23 protein-coding genes are annotated in these 19,801 nt (G+C 35.0%); 14 read left to right on the top strand and 9 right to left on the bottom strand.

The features are described from left to right. The first annotated feature begins 298 nt into the window (after positions 1–298). The 6 genes from ACZ9HT_RS04400 (at position 299) to ACZ9HT_RS04375 (ending at position 5,369) form a co-directional block, all read left to right on the top strand. Positions 299–1,273 (top strand): 2-hydroxyacid dehydrogenase, encoded by a 975-nt coding sequence (locus tag ACZ9HT_RS04400; RefSeq protein WP_476039245.1) that lies wholly within the window; start codon positions 299–301, stop codon positions 1,271–1,273. An 84-nt stretch (positions 1,274–1,357) separates the two neighbouring features. After that, positions 1,358–1,654: a hypothetical protein gene (locus ACZ9HT_RS04395; RefSeq protein WP_476039244.1), complete on the top strand. Its 297-nt coding sequence runs from the start codon at positions 1,358–1,360 to the stop codon at positions 1,652–1,654. A gap of 157 nt (positions 1,655–1,811) precedes the next feature. Next, positions 1,812–3,788 carry a urocanate hydratase gene (locus tag ACZ9HT_RS04390; RefSeq protein WP_476039243.1) on the top strand — a complete coding sequence of 659 codons (1,977 nt, stop codon included), beginning with the start codon at positions 1,812–1,814 and terminating at the stop codon, positions 3,786–3,788. 148 nt (positions 3,789–3,936) lie between these two features. Further along, entirely contained in the window at positions 3,937–4,620 is a 684-nt protein-coding gene (locus ACZ9HT_RS04385) for a peptidoglycan DD-metalloendopeptidase family protein (RefSeq protein ID WP_476039242.1), read from the top strand. A 115-nt stretch (positions 4,621–4,735) separates the two neighbouring features. After that, a complete protein-coding gene (locus ACZ9HT_RS04380) occupies positions 4,736–5,068 on the top strand; it encodes a hypothetical protein (RefSeq protein ID WP_476039241.1) in 333 nt (110 codons plus the stop codon). After that, entirely contained in the window at positions 5,061–5,369 is a 309-nt protein-coding gene (locus ACZ9HT_RS04375) for a type II toxin-antitoxin system RelE/ParE family toxin (protein ID WP_476039240.1), read from the top strand. Before ACZ9HT_RS04380 ends, ACZ9HT_RS04375 begins: the two co-directional genes overlap by 8 nt. A 75-nt stretch (positions 5,370–5,444) precedes the next feature. Here ACZ9HT_RS04375 and tpx read toward each other — a convergent pair whose 3' ends face one another. Further along, positions 5,445–5,930 carry a thiol peroxidase gene (gene tpx, locus ACZ9HT_RS04370; protein ID WP_476039864.1) on the bottom strand — a complete coding sequence of 162 codons (486 nt, stop codon included), beginning with the start codon at positions 5,928–5,930 and terminating at the stop codon, positions 5,445–5,447. 263 nt (positions 5,931–6,193) lie between these two features. On the opposite strand from tpx, the gene ACZ9HT_RS04365 reads away from it, so the two are divergent. Both ACZ9HT_RS04365 and ACZ9HT_RS04360 read left to right on the top strand, forming a co-directional pair. Next, positions 6,194–6,580 (top strand): DoxX family protein, encoded by a 387-nt coding sequence (locus ACZ9HT_RS04365; protein WP_476039239.1) that lies wholly within the window; start codon positions 6,194–6,196, stop codon positions 6,578–6,580. 428 nt (positions 6,581–7,008) lie between these two features. Next, a complete protein-coding gene (locus tag ACZ9HT_RS04360) occupies positions 7,009–7,386 on the top strand; it encodes a GreA/GreB family elongation factor (protein WP_476039238.1) in 378 nt (125 codons plus the stop codon). 69 nt (positions 7,387–7,455) lie between these two features. On the opposite strand, the gene ACZ9HT_RS04355 is transcribed toward ACZ9HT_RS04360, so the two are convergent. Together ACZ9HT_RS04355 and pncA are read right to left on the bottom strand one after the other, a co-directional pair. Next, positions 7,456–9,000, bottom strand: coding sequence for a S41 family peptidase (locus ACZ9HT_RS04355; RefSeq protein WP_476039237.1), 1,545 nt, complete (start codon positions 8,998–9,000; stop codon positions 7,456–7,458). 113 nt (positions 9,001–9,113) lie between these two features. Beyond that, complete coding sequence (gene pncA / locus ACZ9HT_RS04350; protein ID WP_476039236.1) at positions 9,114–9,719, bottom strand: bifunctional nicotinamidase/pyrazinamidase; 606 nt, start codon at positions 9,717–9,719, stop codon at positions 9,114–9,116. Between the two features lie 120 nt (positions 9,720–9,839). On the opposite strand from pncA, the gene ACZ9HT_RS04345 reads away from it, so the two are divergent. From ACZ9HT_RS04345 to ACZ9HT_RS04335, 3 genes are all read left to right on the top strand, one after another. Then, positions 9,840–10,376 (top strand): YfiT family bacillithiol transferase, encoded by a 537-nt coding sequence (locus tag ACZ9HT_RS04345; protein ID WP_476039235.1) that lies wholly within the window; start codon positions 9,840–9,842, stop codon positions 10,374–10,376. A 119-nt stretch (positions 10,377–10,495) separates the two neighbouring features. Next, positions 10,496–10,870 carry a bacillithiol system redox-active protein YtxJ gene (ytxJ, locus tag ACZ9HT_RS04340; RefSeq protein ID WP_476039234.1) on the top strand — a complete coding sequence of 125 codons (375 nt, stop codon included), beginning with the start codon at positions 10,496–10,498 and terminating at the stop codon, positions 10,868–10,870. Between the two features lie 10 nt (positions 10,871–10,880). Continuing rightward, complete coding sequence (locus tag ACZ9HT_RS04335; protein ID WP_476039232.1) at positions 10,881–11,468, top strand: Crp/Fnr family transcriptional regulator; 588 nt, start codon at positions 10,881–10,883, stop codon at positions 11,466–11,468. Positions 11,469–11,495: 27 nt separating this feature from the next. On the opposite strand, the gene ACZ9HT_RS04330 is transcribed toward ACZ9HT_RS04335, so the two are convergent. The 4 genes from ACZ9HT_RS04330 to ACZ9HT_RS04315 form a co-directional block, all read right to left on the bottom strand. Further along, positions 11,496–12,089 (bottom strand): hypothetical protein, encoded by a 594-nt coding sequence (locus tag ACZ9HT_RS04330; RefSeq protein WP_476039231.1) that lies wholly within the window; start codon positions 12,087–12,089, stop codon positions 11,496–11,498. 92 nt (positions 12,090–12,181) lie between these two features. Next, positions 12,182–12,661 (bottom strand): hypothetical protein, encoded by a 480-nt coding sequence (locus tag ACZ9HT_RS04325; protein WP_476039230.1) that lies wholly within the window; start codon positions 12,659–12,661, stop codon positions 12,182–12,184. Between the two features lie 64 nt (positions 12,662–12,725). Beyond that, the gene (locus ACZ9HT_RS04320) at positions 12,726–13,592 is read right to left on the bottom strand and encodes a sigma-70 family RNA polymerase sigma factor (RefSeq protein ID WP_039344711.1); all 867 of its coding nucleotides are present in this window, start codon (positions 13,590–13,592) and stop codon (positions 12,726–12,728) included. 261 nt (positions 13,593–13,853) lie between these two features. Beyond that, on the bottom strand, positions 13,854–15,317 hold the full coding sequence (locus ACZ9HT_RS04315) for a T9SS type A sorting domain-containing protein (protein ID WP_476039229.1): 1,464 nt from the start codon (positions 15,315–15,317) through the stop codon (positions 13,854–13,856). 106 nt (positions 15,318–15,423) lie between these two features. On the opposite strand from ACZ9HT_RS04315, the gene ACZ9HT_RS04310 reads away from it, so the two are divergent. Then, the gene (locus tag ACZ9HT_RS04310; protein ID WP_476039228.1) at positions 15,424–16,287 is read left to right on the top strand and encodes an aldo/keto reductase; all 864 of its coding nucleotides are present in this window, start codon (positions 15,424–15,426) and stop codon (positions 16,285–16,287) included. Positions 16,288–16,424: 137 nt separating this feature from the next. Beyond that, positions 16,425–16,808, top strand: a complete 384-nt coding sequence (locus ACZ9HT_RS04305; protein WP_476039227.1) for an RNA recognition motif domain-containing protein — start codon at positions 16,425–16,427, stop codon at positions 16,806–16,808. 653 nt (positions 16,809–17,461) lie between these two features. On the opposite strand, the gene ACZ9HT_RS04300 is transcribed toward ACZ9HT_RS04305, so the two are convergent. Then, complete coding sequence (locus tag ACZ9HT_RS04300; RefSeq protein WP_476039226.1) at positions 17,462–17,968, bottom strand: BlaI/MecI/CopY family transcriptional regulator; 507 nt, start codon at positions 17,966–17,968, stop codon at positions 17,462–17,464. A 3-nt stretch (positions 17,969–17,971) separates the two neighbouring features. Continuing rightward, a complete protein-coding gene (locus ACZ9HT_RS04295; protein ID WP_476039225.1) occupies positions 17,972–18,574 on the bottom strand; it encodes a phosphatase PAP2 family protein in 603 nt (200 codons plus the stop codon). Between the two features lie 163 nt (positions 18,575–18,737). Here ACZ9HT_RS04295 and pdhA point away from each other — a divergent pair, with 163 nt between their 5' ends. Continuing rightward, positions 18,738–19,742, top strand: a complete 1,005-nt coding sequence (pdhA, locus tag ACZ9HT_RS04290) for a pyruvate dehydrogenase (acetyl-transferring) E1 component subunit alpha (RefSeq protein WP_476039224.1) — start codon at positions 18,738–18,740, stop codon at positions 19,740–19,742. Positions 19,743–19,801: the final 59 nt, after the last annotated feature.

Below are 19,801 nucleotides of genomic sequence, written 5' to 3'. Positions count from 1 at the left end.
CTTTTAATATTAAAAATAGAAATGAACAGAAATCGTAATTGGATCTCTACTTCAAATCGCGAAAGTTTTTGGGGATCCGACTTTTCATTAAAATGAATTACGGTTGCGCGACAGTTCGTGATTTACACACGATTCACCCTTTCGGCCGTAAATATAGATGTTTTCTGCCTTAACTCAGAATTTTAAAAATAAAATTCAGTTTGATTTTGACTAAAAAGAAATCTTGCTATTCGGAACGGAAATTGAATTCGATGCCGCAACTATTTCAAATTTGCCTCATGCAATTAACATGTAAATAATGAAAGTATTCATCAGCAACAGAATTCCTAAGATTGGAATGGAGATCTTAAAAAAGGAAAATATAGAAATTATTTTGCCCGAAAAAGAAAATGAAAGTGCCGAGGAATGGTTGGCGAATTGTAAAAAAGCTGATGTTCTGTTAAATGTTGGTAAACATCAATTTGATAAAGAGTTTTTTGATAATTGTCCGAATATCAAAGCAATAGCGCTGTTTTCTGTAGGTTTCGACAGTGTGGATATTAAGGAAGCCAACGCGAGAAACATTCCCGTGGGAAATACGCCCGACGTTTTGAGTAAAGCCACTTCTGATATTGCTTTTCTTCTTATGCAAATGGTGTCCAGAAGAGCAAGTTTTTATATTGAAAAAGTAAAATCTGGAAAGTGGAAGGATTTTGATGCACTCGAAGAATTGGGACAGGAATTGTACGGAAAAACTTTGGGAGTTTACGGTTTAGGAAGGATCGGTCTTAAAATGGCCGAAAAATGCAAGAACGCCTTTGAAATGAATGTCATTTATCACAACAGAAGCCATAACGCAGAAGCCGAAAAAAAATTGGCTGCAAAATACGTTTCATTTGAGGATCTTATAAAAAACTCCGACGTGCTCAGCATACATGCGAATTATACAAAAGAACAATCTGAAATCTTTAATAAAGATATTTTCGAAAAAATGAAACCTAACTCAATTTTTATCAATACCGCAAGAGGTGGTTTTCAAAATCAAAATGATTTATTTCAAGCATTAAAAACGAAAAAAATTTGGGGAGCGGGTTTAGATGTTACCAATTCCGAACCGATGCAGAAAGAAAATTTATTATTGAAACTCTCAAATTTTTGCGTTTTACCACACATTGGTTCCGCAACGGTTGAGGCCAGAAATGGGATGGCGAAATTAGCAGCCGAAAATATCGTTGCTTTTTTTAAAGGTGAAAACATGCCGCACTGCGCAAATCCTGAAGTGTATAAAAATTAATACAGATAAAAGATTAATTTAAATGATTTATCAGCAGAGCTTGGAATCATTTTTGTCTTTAACTTTATTACAAAAATCAATATTATGACACCAGAAAATAACAAAAGCGAACAAAACGAACAGTTAAGAGAAATGAATTACAGCCCTGAAAATGATATTTTCAATCAGGAAGAAGCAATCGCAATAGACGGAGACGGTAATCCTATCGATGACAAGCACAACGCACAAAGTAATATTTTAGGTTCAGATCTTGACGTTCCGGGTTCTTCACAAGATGATGATATGGAAAATATTGGATCGGAAGATGAGGAAAATAATTATTACAGTCAATCAGATAACAATGATAATCATGAGGAAATAAATGAAGATCTTGTTAATTAACACACCTTAGAAAAATTTTATTATTATAACATTTTATTTAATTCCCTGCTTTTGTGGGGAATTTTTTCGTTTTTGATTCGTTTGTAATTTCTAATTTGAATATCTTTAAAGCATCACAATTCAATTCAACAAAAATTGAAGTTTTTAAAACTTAAATATGACTTTTCAAGAACAAATTCAGGGGGGAATTCCAAATCAACTACCACAGAAAAAATTATATGATCCTCAAATAAATCATGCGCCGAAACGGAAAGATATTCTTTCTAAGGACGAAACAAAACTTGCGCTGAAGAATGCCCTGCGTTATTTTGCACCGAAATTTCATGCAGAATTATTGCCGGAATTTAAAGAAGAGCTCCGAAACTATGGCAGGATTTATATATATCGTTTCCGACCGGATTACGAGATGAAAGCACGGTCAATTTCAGAATATCCGGGGAAATCCGAACAGGCAAAAGCGATCATGTTGATGATTCAGAATAATTTGGATTACGCGGTTGCTCAACATCCACACGAACTTATTACTTATGGTGGAAATGGGGCGGTATTTCAAAACTGGGCTCAGTATCTTTTAACGATGAAATATTTGTCGGAAATGACCGATGAACAAACGTTAACGATGTATTCCGGTCATCCGATGGGACTTTTCCCAAGTCATAAAGAAGCGCCAAGAGTAGTGGTGACCAACGGTATGGTGATCCCGAACTATTCTAAACCCGACGATTGGGAGAAATTTAACGCTTTAGGAGTTTCGCAGTATGGGCAAATGACTGCCGGAAGTTATATGTACATCGGTCCGCAGGGAATTGTGCACGGAACAACAATCACGGTTCTGAATGCTTTTAGAAAAATTAAAAAAGAACCAAAAGGTGGCTTGTTTGTAACCTCTGGATTAGGCGGAATGTCTGGAGCCCAACCTAAAGCTGGCAATATTGCAGGCTGTATAACGGTTTGCGCAGAAGTCAATCCGAAAATTACGAAGATCCGTCACGATCAGCAATGGATCGACGAAATTATAGTAGATCTGGATGAACTCGTTTCCCGTATTAAAAAAGCGAAAGAAAACAAAGAAACTATTTCGATTGCATTTTTGGGCAATATTGTGGAAGTCTGGGAAAAATTTGACGAAGAAAATCTGAAAATCGACATCGGTTCAGATCAAACTTCGCTGCACAATCCTTATGCCGGCGGTTATTATCCGATGGGTTTATCGTTTGAAGAATCGAATCAAATGATGGCAGAAAATCCGGATCTCTTCAAAAAGAAAGTTCAGGAAACTTTAAGAAGACATGCGGCCGCAATTAATAAACATACTGCAAAAGGCACCTATTTTTTCGACTACGGAAACGCGTTTTTACTGGAAGCGGGTAGAGCAGGCGCCGATGTTATCGCAGAAAACGGAATCGATTTCCGTTACCCGAGTTATGTGCAGGATATTATGGGTCCGATGTGTTTTGATTTCGGTTTCGGACCTTTTCGCTGGGTTTGCGCAAGTGGAAAAAAGGAAGATTTAGAAAAAACAGATAAAATTGCCAGTCAAGTTTTGGAGGAAATTATGAAAAATTCTCCACCCGAAATTCAACAGCAAATGCAGGATAATATCACCTGGATCAAAGGCGCTCAAGACAATAATCTCGTAGTAGGCTCACAAGCCAGAATTTTATACGCAGATGCAGAAGGAAGAATGAAGATTGCCGAAGCCTTTAATAATGCCATTAATAATGGAGAAATTGGCGCGGTTGTTTTAGGCCGCGATCATCACGATGTTTCCGGGACCGATTCTCCATATCGCGAAACTTCAAATATATACGATGGATCCAAATTTACGGCCGATATGGCGATTCAAAATGTAATTGGTGACAGTTTTCGGGGCGCAACCTGGGTTTCCATCCACAATGGCGGCGGAGTTGGTTGGGGCGAAGTGATCAATGGCGGTTTCGGAATGTTGCTCGATGGAAGTGCAGATGCGGACCGACGATTGAAATCCATGCTTTTTTGGGATGTCAACAACGGAATTTCCCGCAGAAGTTGGGCAAGAAATGAAGGTGCGATTTTCGCTATAAAACGGGCGATGGAAATAGAGCCGAATTTAAAAGTTACCTTGCCGAATATAGTGGATGAAAGTTTGTTTTAATTTTTTTTGGGCAGCTTTTTCCACCCTCCGTTCCCGCTTTTTTGCTCGTCGTACCTCCTTACAAAAAGAGCTCCACTCAGGTTGGGCTGCGACGATGGTGCGAAATAAAACGTTTTAAAACTCAAGAAAAATTTATAAATTAAAATAAATGAAATCATTAGAAGAAATACTGCAAATTCAACAAGATATTCACGTAATTGATTCAACCATCGATTACAAAAACTACGTCGCATTCGATCTTTCGGCTTCTCATACAGATAATTTAAAACTGGATCTTACAGATGCCAAAAAGTTTGAAGAATTTGTTGAAGATCATCTTTCAAAAAATAATGCTAAAGTCGCATTTGGAGGATATCTGGAACACCGCAATCTTTACAAACGAAGTGAAAATTTTAATAATACAAATACAGAGGAACGAAATATTCATATTGGATTAGATCTTTGGATCAAAGCAGGAACTTCCGTACTGAGCGCTTTAGACGGTAAAATTCATAGTTTTCAGAATAACGCTGCCATCGGTGATTACGGTCCAACCATCATTTTGGAACACACTGTTGAAGATCTTACTTTCTATACTTTATACGGACATTTAAGCCTAGAAAGTTTAGACGAGAAAGTCGAAGGTCAAGTTGTAAAAAAAGGTGAGAAAATTGCAGAGTTAGGAAAACCGCCTATCAACGGCGATTATGCGCCACATCTGCATTTCCAGATCATCAAAAATATAGGAGATAAAAAGGGTGATTATCCTGGAGTTTGTAGCTCGAGGGAATTAGATTTTTTCAAGGAAAATTGTCCGGACCCAAATTTATTGTTGAAAATCAGAATAGATTAAATCCTTAAATTATTTTGAATAGCTAAAATTTAGTAAATTTGTCTCATAAATTGATACTTTAAATCTCAGATTAATCAATTTTAAATCTACAATTTAGAAACTAAAATTAAATATCATGACAGCAGACATCGAAAGATATATCGAAATTTCAAATAACATTGATGAGATTTTAAAAAATTCGCCCTTCAAAATGTCCTATATCATTGAGAAGTCGGGAATAAAAAAACCAACTTTCTTTAAAAAATTGAAAGAGAAAAGATTTACACCCGAAGAACTTCTCCTAATTTCTAAGACGGTAGAAACCAAAATCTGGAAAAGTGAAACAAAAGAAGAAATTCTGGAATCTTTGAGACAGGCCGAAGATGAAATAAAAAATGGAAAGACAACTGACTTCTATAATTTTGTAAATGAAAGAAGAGAAAATTTAAAATCTCGCAAAGATGCCTGAAGTTAAAATTTCTTCTGAGGCAAAATTAGATCTAATTGAAATTGAGAACTATCTGCTCAGAAAATGGTCTGAAAAAGTCGCTGATGATTTTTATCAAAAACTAATCAATAAAATCGAAATTTTAGAAAGTGGAAATGTGATTTTTGAGCGATACGAAAATACAAGATTTAGAAAACTTTTATTAACAAAGCACAACACTCTTATTTATGAAAAAAGTGCTGATTTAATAACGATCGTCCGAATCCTCCAGAACTTTCAAGATCCCGAAGAGAATTATAAAGATATTTTAGAGGACGATTAACTTCTAATAAACTGAAATTTTTTCATAAAAAAACCTGCATTTATGCAGGTTTTTCTATTTAAATAGGATCTGATTTTAAATTTTCACCGCCTTCATCGCCGCCTCATAATTAGGCTCGTGCGAAATATCGGAAACTTGTTCTTCATAAACAATCTTTCCCTGAGGATCGATCACTACAACCGCTCGGCTTAAAAGTCCTTTCATAGGAGAATCGGTGATTTCTACGCCATAAGTTTTACCAAAATCGGAACGGTAATCCGAGAGCATCACTACATTTTTAATCCCTTCGGCACCACAAAATCTTTTCTGCGCGAATGGCAGATCTTTAGAAATACAAAGAACTACTGTATTGGGAAGGTTTGCGGCATCTTCGTTAAAATGTCTTACAGATGCTGAACAAACTCCTGTATCAACGCTTGGGAAAATATTCAGGATCACAAATTTTCCTTTGTACGAATCGAGTTTTTGATCTTTCATATCTACGTCCGTTAAAGTAAATTCTGGCGCCTGCTTATCTACTTCCGGCAATTTAGCATACGTTTTAATGGGCTTGCCGCCCATTAAAACAGTACTTTCTGATTTGGTGATCTTGGTAGAATCGGTTGAGGTATTTGCGGCAATATTTGTTTTGGATTTCTGATTGCAGGAAAATACCGCAAAAAGAAATACACTGCTAAAAACTAATTTTGAAAACATATTTGTAATTTTAAACAAAAATATTCTTTTTTATTCAGCATGCTGGGATAAATGAACTGGAAAAAGGAATTAGTTTGAATAAAAGATTTTGGAATCATTCTTGAATCTAATTTTCAAAATCAATTATTATGAAAAAAGATACCATAAAAACCATTGCAAAATTTGGGTTAGGCGCTATGCTAGTTACGGCCGGAATAGGACATCTTAGTTTTGTCCGGAAAGAATTTCAAGCACAGGTTCCAGACTGGATTCCTCTAGATAAAGATGATACCGTTTTATATTCTGGAATTGCAGAAATCGCTTTGGGCACAGCCATTATAGCAACTCCGAAAAAATATGAATCACTCGTAGGAAAAATTGCTGCGGGATTTTTTACCGCCGTTTTTCCGGGAAACATCGCTCAGTATAAAAATGAAAAAAGCAGTTTTGGCTTAAATACAGATAAAAGAAGGTTGGCGAGATTATTTATGCAGCCACTTTTAATTGCCTGGGCGTTGAAATCAACAGAAAAATAGTGAACAATTAGAAGTTATAAATCTATCTGCATTGATCAGCTTTTGTACTAATGTCAGAGTGGGTGCGCAGCAAAAAGAGGTTTAAGGAACAACTTTGCTTTTGTCATATATAAGGCGTAAGTTTGCCTTTCAATAATAAAAAATGACAACAATTTCCTTAATTTCAAAGAAAAAATTCCCGCTGGGACTTTCTTTGTTGTTGTCATATCTTCACGATGATATTTTTTTGAAAAGTTCTAAAGAGTTTATTTAATATCCCTGTCGAGACTTGGGACAGGGCGTTTTACACCGTATTAAATAACAATAATTACCAATTTCTTTTTTGATTCTACTTTTTGCATAAAATATAGTTCCTATGTCTGGATTGGTTTTAATGCCTGAGTCTGTATGAAAGTTGCTCAAAAGGAATATTTAGAAAAAATAAAAATATGTCAGATAGTATCGTATTAACAACGGGAGTTTATGATTTAATAAAAGATCATTTAAGAAGAAAACAAACAACCGCACAAGAGGAAGAAATTTTATTGGCACAACTGAAAGGCGCGAAACAAGTATTGCGAAAAGAACTTCCGGCTGATGTTGTAACGGTTAACAGTCTCGTAAGGCTTAAGGATTTTTCGAATAATCAGGAGAAAAATTATCAGTTTGTACCTGCTGCCTTAGAAAAAGTAAAGAGGGGAAAATACTCCATTTTATCTGATATTGCTTTATCTATCGTCGGAAATAAAGTTGGAGATATCATCGAATGGCCTTTTAAAGACGGCGATAAAAAAATTGAAATTCTAAGTGTTGTACATCAGAATTAATTTTTCAAGTTCACTCTTGACACGAAAAAAACTCTCTAATCGAGAGTTTTTTTTATTTAAAGCCTGAGTTTATTTTTGAATTTGAGCACTTTTAATCTCATTCATGATCCACTCCAGTTGAATGTCTTTCTTTTGTAAAACCTCCTGAGTTGTTAACAGAATTTCCTGGTTCGGCGTTACGCCTTTTTGAGTATTGGTGAATTCGATATTGGGCTGAATCAACATTAAACCAATTGGTAAATATAACTTTGAATTCGGTAATTTTTCAATTGCATATCTTCCTGCAACCGTTCCATCATTTGCTCCACCCGTTTCTTCGCCTACCAAAAAGGCTCTTCGATCTCCTTTTAATTTTGATGAAATAATAGAGGAGGCGGAAAAACTACTTCCATTGATCAATACATAAACTTTACCCTTAAAATTATTTTCCTTCGCCTTTTTAAGACTAAAAATTCCTTTGTTCTTCAAGTAGAATTCATCATCGACTTTTTTTACAGAAAGCGCAGTTCCTGCTAAGTAAAATGGATAACCGATAATGGCAAAAGGTTTTAAAAGAAGTGGAACCGCCGATAAGTAACTCGCGTGATACATCGAAGAACGCGATGTTACTTTAATATCATTAATGAATTTAAATTTCTGTGGAACTAAATAGGAGTAAAGATTGTTAATTTCTGAAAGGGAACCGCCTAAATTATCCCGAACATCGAGTATCAAATATTTAGCGGGTGATTTTTTTAAAATTGCGAAACTTTCCTTATAGAATTTTTTGGAATAAGTCCCGGAAAATGTTTTGATTTTCATATAAGCAATAGTACTGTCTTTGGTAGGGAACTGCATATCACGATTAAATGTTTTCGTCACAAGATTATAGTCCTTCGTTTTCCCTATTTCACTTTTGGTGAGCTTTTTATTTTTAGCTTCTGTTTCTTTCTTTTCTTCTTTCGTAATTTTTTCGCGTTGCAAATAGAACGTTTTTACTTCATTTTGATACTTTGTTTTAACCTTTACACTGTCTAAAATTCCAAATTCTGCGGTGAAATACGCCGGCCATCTTAATGCCAGAATATATTTCTGAAAAGTTTCGTTGTATCCATCACTATTTACAAACGGTCTGTATTTTTCCAGGAGATATTCAACCTCAATATCTTTAATGGTAAGAATTTCGGTTCCCACATTCATATCGGGAATTTTGTCTGCATTGTCTTTTACAAAAATCCGGTCACCATCCAAAATAAAATTGTAACGGCTTAATAATCCTTTCTGCTTTTTAAGATTTTTAATTTCTTTTTTAGATAATTTTTTACTTACCGGAACCAAGCGCAAATGTCCTTCTCTTACCTCAGAAATAATGGGAGCCAGTTTCTGATAAAATTCGTTCGGTTTTAAGGAATGATTGATGGTTGTTTTTAAACTGTCGAATTTATTATCCAGTTTCTCTTTAGAAATATACCAGTACAAATTAGGATGAAGTTGCTGCAGTTTTTCATTCGCAAAATCGACATCACTTCTTAGTTTTTCAGCGCTGATGGGAATTTCGAGCTTTTGATTGTGTTTTTTAACGGAAACACAGGAGGTCAGGAAAGTGAAAAGTAGGATTAACGTAAGATTCTTCAAATCAAAAATTTTGATAAAAATAAATCTTTTAAGCGAGATAATTCTTGCTGGAGCAAACAAAAAGGCTCTACAAAATAAATTGTAGAGCGGTATATTTTAAAGTATTGTAAATTTTATCCTAAAACAGTCACGGTGTTTTGAAGCATTTCATAAATCGCATCTTTTCCGTTCTCAGATTTTACGTTAACGGCGCGCGTTCCATTAAAATGCAAACATGTTACGTAACCTAGTTGTGCTGCGTCTAAACATGTAAATTTCACACAATAATCGAGAGCTAAACCGGCAATTTCAACAAGTTGAATATCATGATACTTCAAAAAATCATCTAAACCTGTTTTTACGAAATGATTATTATCCTGAAACCCACTGTAACTATCGAAATCCACATTTTTCCCTTTCTGAATAATATGGGTGACTTTTTCCTGATTTAGATCTTTATGAAATTCTGCGCCAAAAGTCCCCTGAACACAATGATCCGGCCACATAAATTGTGGGATCGCGTTAAGGATAATGGTATCGCCCACTTTTTTACCATTCGAAGAAGCAAAACTCTTGTGATTTGCGGGATGCCAATCCTGAGTCAGAACGATCTGGTCATATTCATTTTCCTCCATAAGAAGATTAATATAGGGAATAACATCGTTTGCACCAGGCACGGCAAGCGCGCCACCTTCGCAAAAATCATTTTGAACATCAACAATTATAAGGGCTTTTTTCATATTTTAAAATTTTTCGACAGACATCGAATTCAACTTATTTTTGGTAAATTTACATAACTGAAAACGCAAAATTTCAGCCAATCAAATCTATCAGCCAAAAAGTCAAACCACTAAAAGAAAATGGACAATTTAGACCTCAAAAAATATCCCATCGGGCAATTTCAGCAACCGGAAAAAATTTCAGACGAGGACCTGGACCGTCATATCAAAATCATCAAAGATTTTCCGAGCCGGCTGAAACATTTAGTAGAAAACTGGACAGACGATCAGTTGGATACGCAATACAGAAGTGGCGGCTGGAAGGTCAGACAGTTGATCAATCATCTTTCCGACAGTCACATGAATAGTTTTATCCGTTTTAAACTGGCTTTAACAGAAGATAATCCTACGGTTAAATGTTATGACGAAGCGCAGTGGGCAGAATTACAGGATAGTTTTAGCATGGATATTAAACCTGCGCTGCAGATTCTGAAAGGATTGCACAAAAGATGGGTTTACGAGCTGAAATGCCTTACCAACAGAGAATTGAAGAGTACTTTTCATCATCCCGAACAAAACAGGAATATTTCTTTACGGGAAAGTGTTGCCTTTTATTCCTGGCATTGCGACCATCATTTTTCCCATATCGAAAAGTTGAAAAAAGAAAAAGGCTGGTAAGAAAATTTTCTAAACCAGTGTAGGAAATCATTTCTAAAGAAAGTGGTATTTTTGATGGAGTAAATTAAAAGTTGGAATTTGTAAAGTCGAATCACGGCTTAACCCTAAATAAATAAAATATGAGTTTTTTGAATAAAATTTTTGGCGGTTCTGAAGAAGAAAAATCAGTAACCACCTTTTGGAAAAACATTGCGTCAGAAGCAGATTTACAGGATGCTGTAGACGAATCCTCATCAAAAAAAGTAGCTATTTTTAAACATTCTACAAGCTGTTTCATTAGTAAAACCGTTTTAAAAAATTTCGAGAAAGAAGTTGCTGATTCTGATAAAGACGTTTCTTATTATTTCTTGGATTTGCTTGCCCACCGAAATATTTCAAATAAAATTGCCGATCAGTTTGATGTTACGCATCAAAGTCCGCAATTAATTGTTCTTGAAAATGGAAAAGCAATAAATAATGCTTCACACCAAAGCATTTCCGTTTCTTTAATCTAATTCTGTGGAGATGGATATTGAAGATTATTTATCGGAAATTTTAGAAATTCCAAAAGATGCTGTTTCGAAATGCAGCAATTTTTATCTCTCGAAAAAAGTGGAAAAAAATCAGTTTCTTCTGCAGGAAGGAGAGGTTTGCAATGAAACTTATTTTGTGGAAAAAGGTTTGCTCAGAATGTATTCTATTGATAAAAATGGCAAAGAACATATCATTCAATTTGCGCCCGAAAAGTGGTTAATTTCTGATCGAAGTTCCCTTTTCTTCAACGAAAAATCTAAATATTATATTGAAGCGGTAGAAGATACAGAGGTCGTTTTAATCAAAAATGGTTTCATGAGCCGGCTTATTGAGATCTATCCTCAAACTGCAGACAGAAATGACTTATTGCTTCAAAAACATATTCGGAATCTACAAAATCGGGTAAATGCGCTTTTGGGAGATACGGCAGAAGAACGATATATGAATTTTATTAAAATGTATCCCGATATTTTATTGCGTGTTCCGCAATGGATGGTTGCATCCTATCTGGGAATTACGCCTGAGAGTTTAAGCAGGGTGCGAAAAGAACTGGTGCGGAAAAATTTTGAAATTACCTAAAAGAAAAGAACTCGTTTTGAGTTCTTTTTATTTGAGACTTTTTAATTTCACAAGTAATTGCTTTTGTTCCGAAATCAATTTATTTAAATTCTCTAAATTCAAAGGATTTTGCTTTTGGTATTTTTCTATTTCTGGTAAAGTTTTCTTAATTTTAAAAGCATTATAATATTCGGTGATTTTACGATTATTGCGTTGAATTTCCGAAACAACCAATCGTAATTCTTCTTTATTTTTTTTGAAATTTTCTAAACTTTTCTTTATAAAATTCTGCATTTCCTTTTTTAATATTGAATCTGAGATTGACTTGATATTCATTTCCGCCTCGTCATAATATTGGGTTGGTTTATCGAGAATTTCTTGCTTCTGTTTTATTAATTCCTCCGACTTTTTTTGAATGGTACTAATGTCCGCCTCAAGAATTTTTAGTTGCTCTTCATCCTTTATCATTTCAAAATAAATCGCATCAATCAAAGAACTTCCTTCACTGTATCTCGAAGAAGATTTTGATTCTACATTTGAAATCACATTTTTATTTTGTTCCGAAACAGAAACTAAATTTTGACTTTTATCTCTGCAAGAAATAATCAAAAATAGGGTAGAAGCAATTACAAGGTTTTGCATGAGTAAGATTTATAAATTTGTGAATTTAAATAGATGATCGGTGTAAAAAAAGTACACGTTTGAAGTTTCTTAAACTTATTTTTCTAAAAGTTTCATCTTTGGTTTTTTCTATAATTGAGCCATTGAACGACCATAGAAACCGCAACGAAGATTAAAAACAGGAATGTGAAGATCCCTACAAAATCAAAGTCAAAACTCCAGGCTCCATCTATAAAGTAAGTCATGTAAATAAGCATAACAATCGGCGTGAAAAATATTGTAAAAAATAGAAAAGGATAATTTTTCTTATTCCAGAAGAAAAAAGGAATTCTTCCGCCCATAAAATGTCCGGGATTTAAACTGTTCTTATGCCAATCATCAAAATCTTTTTGAAAATTCTCATCGACTTCAACTTCCTTTTCATCTAAATTTAAATCATCAATAATTTTCAAGATTTGTGCTTCTTCATATACATCTGAAGAAATTGTCAGATTTTCCAAATCGATAAAATGAGCTATTTTCTGCTCCTCCAAAACTGAATGAACATATTCTAAATTAGAAACGAACTTGAAGGTTTTAATAATTTTCATCATTACACAAAAAAAAGCAGGCTTTAAAAAAACCTGCTCTAATTTATTAAATAATTTCCGAAAAATATTATTTACCCAAATAGGATTTTAAGATCTTACTTCTGGTATTATGTTTCAATCTTTTGATCGCTTTTTCTTTGATCTGACGAACTCTTTCTCTTGTCAGGTCAAAAGTTTCACCGATTTCTTCTAAAGTCATTGGATGTTTTCCGTTCAAACCGAAATACAAACGAACCAAATCAGCCTCACGCGGAGTCAGAGTTTGCAATGCTCTTTCGATCTCAATCTGAAGAGATTCCAACATCAAATCCTTATCCGGACTTGGAGATTCACCTGAACGCAAAACGTCGTACAAATTTGAATCTTCACCTTCAACCAACGGCGCATCCATCGACAAGTGTCTTCCTGAGTTTTTCATTGATTCCTTGATATCGTCTTCGCTCATATCCAAAACTTCCGCCAGCTCTTCTGGGGACGGAGGTCTTTCGTTTTCCTGCTCCAAATGCGCGTATGCTTTGTTAATTTTATTGATCGATCCAATTTTATTCAATGGCAATCTCACAATTCTCGACTGTTCTGCCAACGCCTGTAGAATCGACTGACGAATCCACCAAACTGCATACGAGATAAATTTAAAACCTCTGGTTTCATCATATCTTTTCGCGGCTTTCATCAAACCAAGATTTCCTTCATTAATTAAATCGGGCAAAGAAAGACCTTGATTCTGGTATTGTTTAGAAACAGAAACCACGAAACGCAAGTTGGCTTTAATCAATTTTTCCAAAGCAACCCGGTCTCCGGCGCGGATTTTTTGAGCCAGTTCAACTTCTTCGTCGGCGGTAATCAAATCCACCTTTCCGATTTCCTGTAAATATTTATCCAGCGATGCGGTTTCCCTGTTGGTAACCTGCTTTGTAATTTTTAATTGTCTCATGTAGTAAAACAATCCACTTTAGGACTGCATTATATTATACGATATGAATTATGAAAAGGTTACAAAAGTTTAGTAAATTTTGCAGAATATTTATTTGAGTCTCGTCTTTTAAGGACGAGATCTTCCGTTCCCTCCCGATTTTACATCGGGATTCACTCAAGCCGGGTCGCGATTCTACATCTCATCGAAAGATCATTTCACAAAAAAAAACTCATTCTGTAGTGGCACAGAATGAGTTCAAATTAATTATAAGACATTCAATTATTTAATAATTAATTTAGTAGATTCTTTTTTACCTTCCGATTGATATACTAAAAAGTAAATACCGGAAGCTGCTTTTACCGAAATGGTGTTATTTCCTTTAACTACATTTCCAGAGAAAATTATTCTTCCAGAAACATCAGTTATATTTATGTTTCCAGACTTTTCAGCTACGAAAGAGAAAGTTCCGTTATTCGGATTCGGATAGATCTTATTATTTGAGAGAACCGAAGTATTTGTCGCCAAAGGATTCGCACATAAATAGGGACGGAAATTGACTAATCCAAGCGTATTGTCATCAACTTGATGGGAAATTACTGCTTCAACCATTGCATCGTCAGAAAGTTCCCCTTCTCTCCAGCAATTATTCGTTGCACTCAAAGGATTTGGCGTGTTATTGAAAAGAGCGTAAAGATTTCCACCATTTCCATTGTCTTTAAAAATGTTTTCTCCAACACTTCCTAAACTACCTCCGCCAAAATCAGCGCTTGCGGTTCCGATCATTGTCACACCCCAAAGATTTCCACGGATTTGATTTTTTTCAATTTTAAATCCTGAACCAACAGTTCCGTTTCCATTCAAAGAAATTCCGCTTCCGCCATTGTTCGGTACATTTTCAGAATTGTTATTCGTTAAAATATTATTAGAGATCGTCCCGGAAGATGCATTTCCTGCACAGGTAATTCCGTAACGGTTATCAGTCACCGTATTTCCGTCGATCAGCACATTATTTTGAATACCTAAAAGCGAGGAAACAGAAATCCCGCCAACCTTCGTTAAAGCTCTGTTCCCCAGTACCGTATTATTTAAAACTTTCGTTATTCCACTTCCGCTTGGACCCATATTAATTTGCGGTCGGTTCGAATTTCCTTTTGTATTTCCTGAAAGATAATTATTGGTGAACTCCAGCGCTACCGACTGATTCGCTCCCGACGCCACCGCTGGTAGATCATTGTCTAAAAAAGTAGAGTTTTTCACCACAGGATTTCCACGGGAAAAATTAACAGAAGCTCCGGATACCAAACCAGATTTAAAATATCTAACGGTACAGTTATCCATTAAAAAAGTAGCTGTTAGAACCTGAATTCCACCCCCATATTCTAAAATGGTATTTTTAAAAGTGGCGCTGGAACCTTCTTCAAATCTTATTCCTTTAAAAACAGATGTTGGTGTGCTTGCTGTGATCAGGAAATTGCTTGCCGTCGTATCATAAACGCCGGCGATCGTTAATTGAATACCGGCATCGATTTTCAATGTTGTATTTTCAGTCATCACCAAAGTATCGCCCACCGAAATCGTGACATTGGCTGTCATTTTATAATCCGTTCCATTATTCACTAAGACCGTTGGTGCTGCTGTAGAAAGTGAAGCGAGATTATAGGAAACTCCGGTTCCGGGACTTACAAATTGTGAGAAGAGAAGTATCGAAAAGAGGGATAAAAACAGAATGGAAAGTTTCTTCATAATAGTTTAAATTTTTATCAAAGTTAAATATATTATGTTGAAAATATAAGTTTCAAATGTTAAAAGTTGTAAGGTAATTTTTTACTTTTGATCAAAATTTAAATCGATGAAATTTTCGCCAATTATAATAGGAACAATGAGATGGGGGATTTGGGGCGCCAATCATTCCATTAAAGAAGTGCAGAAATTAATCGAAACTTCCTTCGCAGAAGATCTCACAACCTTCGATCACGCAGATCTTTACGGCGATTATACCACCGAGAAATTATTTGGAGATGCTTTTTACGATATGAATATTAATAGGGAAGAAGTGCAGTTTATTTCTAAATGCGGAATTGAAATGCCGTGTGAAAACAGAAATTTTTCGGTGAAATCCTATAATTATTCAAAGGGACATATTTTGGATTCTGTTGATCGAAGTTTAAAAAATTTAAAGACTGATTATCTTGATCTACTATTGCTTCATCGACCATCGCCGTTGATGGATCCCCACGTAATTGCAGAGAGTTTTGAGATTTTAAGAAGGCATCATAAAGTCCGACATTTCGGCGTTTCAAATTTTTCGCCGTCTCAATTTGATCTTATTAATAATTCGTTCCCAATTATTACGAATCAAGTCGAGATTTCTTTGAATCACACCGATGCTTTTTACAACGGAACTTTAGATCAAATGATGTTAAAAAACCTTCAACCGATGGCCTGGTCTGTCATGGGAAATTATTTTTCAACACAATCTGAAGAAAATTCGAGAATAAAAAAAATTCTCACTATTCTTTGCGAAAAATATAATGCGGAAGAAAATCAGATTCTGTTGGCTTTTATTTTAAAACACCCTGCAAAAATCCTCCCTGTTATTGGTACTTCGAGAGCAGAAACGATAGTTGAACTTAAGGGTGCTTTAAAAATAAATCTGGATCGGGAAGATTGGTTTAAGCTGCTTGAAGCGAAAGCAGGAAAGGAAGTTAAATAAAGTTTAAAAAAATATTGGAGTTATTAATAATATATTGTATCTTGCAACCGTTTTTATATCCGAAGTCAATCTATGTTCATCCTTAGTTGAGTTTCATTTATAATTTACAATCAAGTATTAATTTTTTAATTTTTTTTATGATGAACATTTTTGTTTCAAACATCAATTACGCAACACAAGAACAATCGTTGCAAGATTTATTTTCAGAATTTGGTGACGTATCGTCTGCCAAAATTATTACAGACAGAGAAACTGGTAGATCTAGAGGTTTCGGTTTTGTAGAAATGAGCGACGAAGATGGCAAGAACGCTATCGAAGCTCTAAACGGAAAAGAATTGGACGGTAAAGAACTTAACATTTCTGAAGCTAAACCAAGAGAAGACAAACCAAGAAGAAGTTTTGACAACAACCGAAGCGGAGGCGGAGGTGGTGGTTACGGTGGTGGAAGTCGCGGCGGAAGCGGTGGTGGAAGCGGTAGCGGTTACGGCGGCGGAAGTCGTAGTGGCGGTTCTAACTGGTAAGATCCCAATGAAATAATTCTAGCGACTTTTTTAAGGTCGCTTTTTTTGTGTCTTTTTTTAAGAAACAATTGAAAATAGATTTAATGAAGTAACTGGAATTCCATTTAGTTTTTATTAAATTCAAATCAATACAATATCAAACATTGATTCTGGATTACAGCTTCTTGAATTTTTTCCGTTATAATTTCAAAGTATTTATGAAGTTAGTTTTGCTTTGAAATTAGAATTTCTTTCACCTGATTTCCTTATAATTGGTGATAAGAACAAACTGTCGGAATTTTTTCTTACTTGAAAATTACAAGCTAGCTCTGTTTAAATTCGTTCCATTTTTTTTTAAGCCGGAAACTGAATCTTATATTTGTATTGAAAGGGAAAACTGCGAGATCAAAATACCGATTAAAATCTCTGAAGAAAAAATACAACAGAGTAATTTGATAAACAGTACTTATCCTACTTTTGGAATTCAAACTTTTTTCTTTCCAAAATGCGTTAAAGAACTCTAAAATAGCCAACCGCTCCAGATTTTAAAAATGAAAATCATTTCTGCTGTAAATTCATTGATAGGAGATTTAGCAATGATTAGAGATGCTGAAGCAAAGAATGTCAGCCAAACCATTTCATGTTCCCAAAAATTCACTTAATATTTCACAATGTTATTTGAACTTTTTGAGCATCCTCTTTTCGTCCTTCTTTTTTTTCTTTTTCTTTTTGTCTTTTTTTCCGGATTTTTTTTCAGAGGTGATCTCTACTATATAATCACTAATTTCATTATCCTTTTTTTCAGGTGAAATTACAGGATTCAAAGCGGTTTCAATTTCGAAAATCTTCTCGATATCTGAAGTTTGAAGCAAGTTCTCTTCCATTAGGGTTTTCAGTAATTCCGTGGCGGAATCATCAAAATAATTTTTCAGGAAGTTTTTAAGTTGAAAATTTCTATAATCATCGAAAGGAACAGCAACGGTATATTTAAAAATACGACCTTCCTTTTCGGTGGTTAAAAAATCTTTTTCAACCAGAATTTTAATAAATGTAGAAATGGTATTTTGATGCGGTTTTGGTGCTGGATAATTTTCAATGACCTCTTTCATATAAGCGGAATCAAGTTTCCACAAAATATTCATAAGAAGCTCTTCGGAAGGAGTAAGATAGTTTATTTTCATTTTTTAATGATGAATTTTGATGTTGGCATAAAGGTAAATAAAAGAAACTAAAAGGGCGATTAATGCTCCCGTAAATACTTCTTTCGGCGTATGTCTTTTTAAAATAATTCTTGTAATTCCAACAACAACCGAGATTCCAAACCATATTATACCCAAAACGGGATCGATCGCAAAAAATAATGCCGCCACGAAAATATTGAAAGCAGTATGCATAGAACTTTTAATAAAATAATTACTCAGCTGCAGTACTAAAAGTAAAATCAATAGACACGCAATAGCTAAATCGATATTTTTATTAAGAAAATAATCGTAAAAAAGGTAAACTAAAAGCGCACCTGCTGTAAAAAAATAGAGACCTTTACGCTGATTTCGGTTAGAAACATCCATATCTGCATAATTTCCTTTTTTAACATTCCAAAAAATCCAGGTGGAAATAGGAATTACAACAATAAGAAATAAGGGCAAAAAAAGATAGGCGGTTTCCTGAAAAGTAGAGTGCTGAAGGGCTGCGTAAATAAAATAGATAAAAAGCGACGTAAGTGGATTGAAAAAGTTTGAAATGATTTTCGAAATTCTGGTCACCACCGGCGAAGGAGTTTTGGTCATAGGTAAGATTGTAATTTCAAAAGTAGTATTTTAATTGAACAGAACCCAATTTTGTTTTATATGCTACCAATAAAGACAAAGTTTTTTGTTATTTTTGCTAAATATTTCTAACATACATAAAACCCTAAAGTTTTATGTTCCAAAATAAAGCAAAAGCGAGCACATGAAAGAATTTTCGAAAGAGGTTTACCTTAACTGGTACGAAGAAATGACAATGTGGAGAAGGTTTGAAGACAAATGCCGTTCTCTTTATCTTAAACAAAAAATCAGAGGATTTTTACACTTATATAATGGGCAGGAAGCAATTCCGGCTGGTTTTGCCCATGCGATGGATTTAACTAAAGACAGCATGATCACCGCTTACCGATGTCACATTCATCCAATGGCGATGGGCGTTGATCCGAAAAGAATAATGGCAGAACTTTGTGGTAAAGCCACGGGAACATCGGGCGGAATGGGTGGTTCTATGCACATTTTCAGTAAAGAAAAAAGATTTTACGGCGGTCACGGGATCGTTGGGGGCCAAATCCCTTTGGGAGCAGGAATTGCTTTTGCAGACAAATATTTTGAAACAGGTGGTGTAAATATTTGTTTCTTCGGAGACGGAGCAGCTCGCCAGGGTTCGCTTCACGAAACTTTCAATATGGCCATGAACTGGAAATTGCCAGTGGTTTTTGTGGTTGAAAATAATGGTTACGCGATGGGAACTTCTGTAGGAAGAACTGCAAACCACGAAGATATTTACAAATTAGGTTTAGGTTACGAAATGCCTTGTCTTCCAGTAGATGCAATGGATCCAGTAAAAGTTGCAGAAGCTGCTTATGAAGCAATCGAAAGAGCTAGAAGAGGAGACGGACCAACATTTATTGAAGCAAGAACGTACAGATACAGAGGACATTCGATGTCTGACGCGGAACCTTACAGAAGCAAAGACGAAGTTGCAGAACGTAAAAAAGATGATCCGATCGAAATCGTGAAACACAGAATTTTAGATAATAAGTGGGCAACGGAAGAAGAATTAACGGCAATCGAAGAAAAATCCCGCGAATTTGTAGATGAATGTGTTGAATTTATGGAGCAATCTCCATACCCGACCGAAGATAAAGTGTACGAATATGTTTACGCTCAGGAGGATTATCCGTTCTTAAATAAATTAGAAAATAACTAAATAATAAACTTTGCTCAAAGTCCCTTTCCTACGGAGAGGGATTTAAGGTGAGGAAATTT

It is taken from the genome of Chryseobacterium sp. UYP7, from assembly GCF_056279225.1.
Note: the sequence above shows the minus strand (reverse complement) of the source record. Positions and strands in the feature narration are given on the sequence as shown.

Coding starts and splice junctions, on each gene's coding strand:
- ACZ9HT_RS04400 (WP_476039245.1), top strand. CDS start 299: ATGAAAGTATTCATCAGCAACAGAATTCCTAAGATTGGAATGGAGATC.
- ACZ9HT_RS04395 (WP_476039244.1), top strand. CDS start 1,358: ATGACACCAGAAAATAACAAAAGCGAACAAAACGAACAGTTAAGAGAA.
- ACZ9HT_RS04390 (WP_476039243.1), top strand. CDS start 1,812: ATGACTTTTCAAGAACAAATTCAGGGGGGAATTCCAAATCAACTACCA.
- ACZ9HT_RS04385 (WP_476039242.1), top strand. CDS start 3,937: ATGAAATCATTAGAAGAAATACTGCAAATTCAACAAGATATTCACGTA.
- ACZ9HT_RS04380 (WP_476039241.1), top strand. CDS start 4,736: ATGACAGCAGACATCGAAAGATATATCGAAATTTCAAATAACATTGAT.
- ACZ9HT_RS04375 (WP_476039240.1), top strand. CDS start 5,061: ATGCCTGAAGTTAAAATTTCTTCTGAGGCAAAATTAGATCTAATTGAA.
- tpx (WP_476039864.1), bottom strand. CDS start 5,930: ATGGGCGGCAAGCCCATTAAAACGTATGCTAAATTGCCGGAAGTAGAT.
- ACZ9HT_RS04365 (WP_476039239.1), top strand. CDS start 6,194: ATGAAAAAAGATACCATAAAAACCATTGCAAAATTTGGGTTAGGCGCT.
- ACZ9HT_RS04360 (WP_476039238.1), top strand. CDS start 7,009: ATGTCAGATAGTATCGTATTAACAACGGGAGTTTATGATTTAATAAAA.
- pncA (WP_476039236.1), bottom strand. CDS start 9,719: ATGAAAAAAGCCCTTATAATTGTTGATGTTCAAAATGATTTTTGCGAA.
- ACZ9HT_RS04345 (WP_476039235.1), top strand. CDS start 9,840: ATGGACAATTTAGACCTCAAAAAATATCCCATCGGGCAATTTCAGCAA.
- ytxJ (WP_476039234.1), top strand. CDS start 10,496: ATGAGTTTTTTGAATAAAATTTTTGGCGGTTCTGAAGAAGAAAAATCA.
- ACZ9HT_RS04335 (WP_476039232.1), top strand. CDS start 10,881: ATGGATATTGAAGATTATTTATCGGAAATTTTAGAAATTCCAAAAGAT.
- ACZ9HT_RS04330 (WP_476039231.1), bottom strand. CDS start 12,089: ATGCAAAACCTTGTAATTGCTTCTACCCTATTTTTGATTATTTCTTGC.
- ACZ9HT_RS04325 (WP_476039230.1), bottom strand. CDS start 12,661: ATGATGAAAATTATTAAAACCTTCAAGTTCGTTTCTAATTTAGAATAT.
- ACZ9HT_RS04320 (WP_039344711.1), bottom strand. CDS start 13,592: ATGAGACAATTAAAAATTACAAAGCAGGTTACCAACAGGGAAACCGCA.
- ACZ9HT_RS04315 (WP_476039229.1), bottom strand. CDS start 15,317: ATGAAGAAACTTTCCATTCTGTTTTTATCCCTCTTTTCGATACTTCTC.
- ACZ9HT_RS04310 (WP_476039228.1), top strand. CDS start 15,424: ATGAAATTTTCGCCAATTATAATAGGAACAATGAGATGGGGGATTTGG.
- ACZ9HT_RS04305 (WP_476039227.1), top strand. CDS start 16,425: ATGATGAACATTTTTGTTTCAAACATCAATTACGCAACACAAGAACAA.
- ACZ9HT_RS04300 (WP_476039226.1), bottom strand. CDS start 17,968: ATGAAAATAAACTATCTTACTCCTTCCGAAGAGCTTCTTATGAATATT.
- ACZ9HT_RS04295 (WP_476039225.1), bottom strand. CDS start 18,574: ATGACCAAAACTCCTTCGCCGGTGGTGACCAGAATTTCGAAAATCATT.
- pdhA (WP_476039224.1), top strand. CDS start 18,738: ATGAAAGAATTTTCGAAAGAGGTTTACCTTAACTGGTACGAAGAAATG.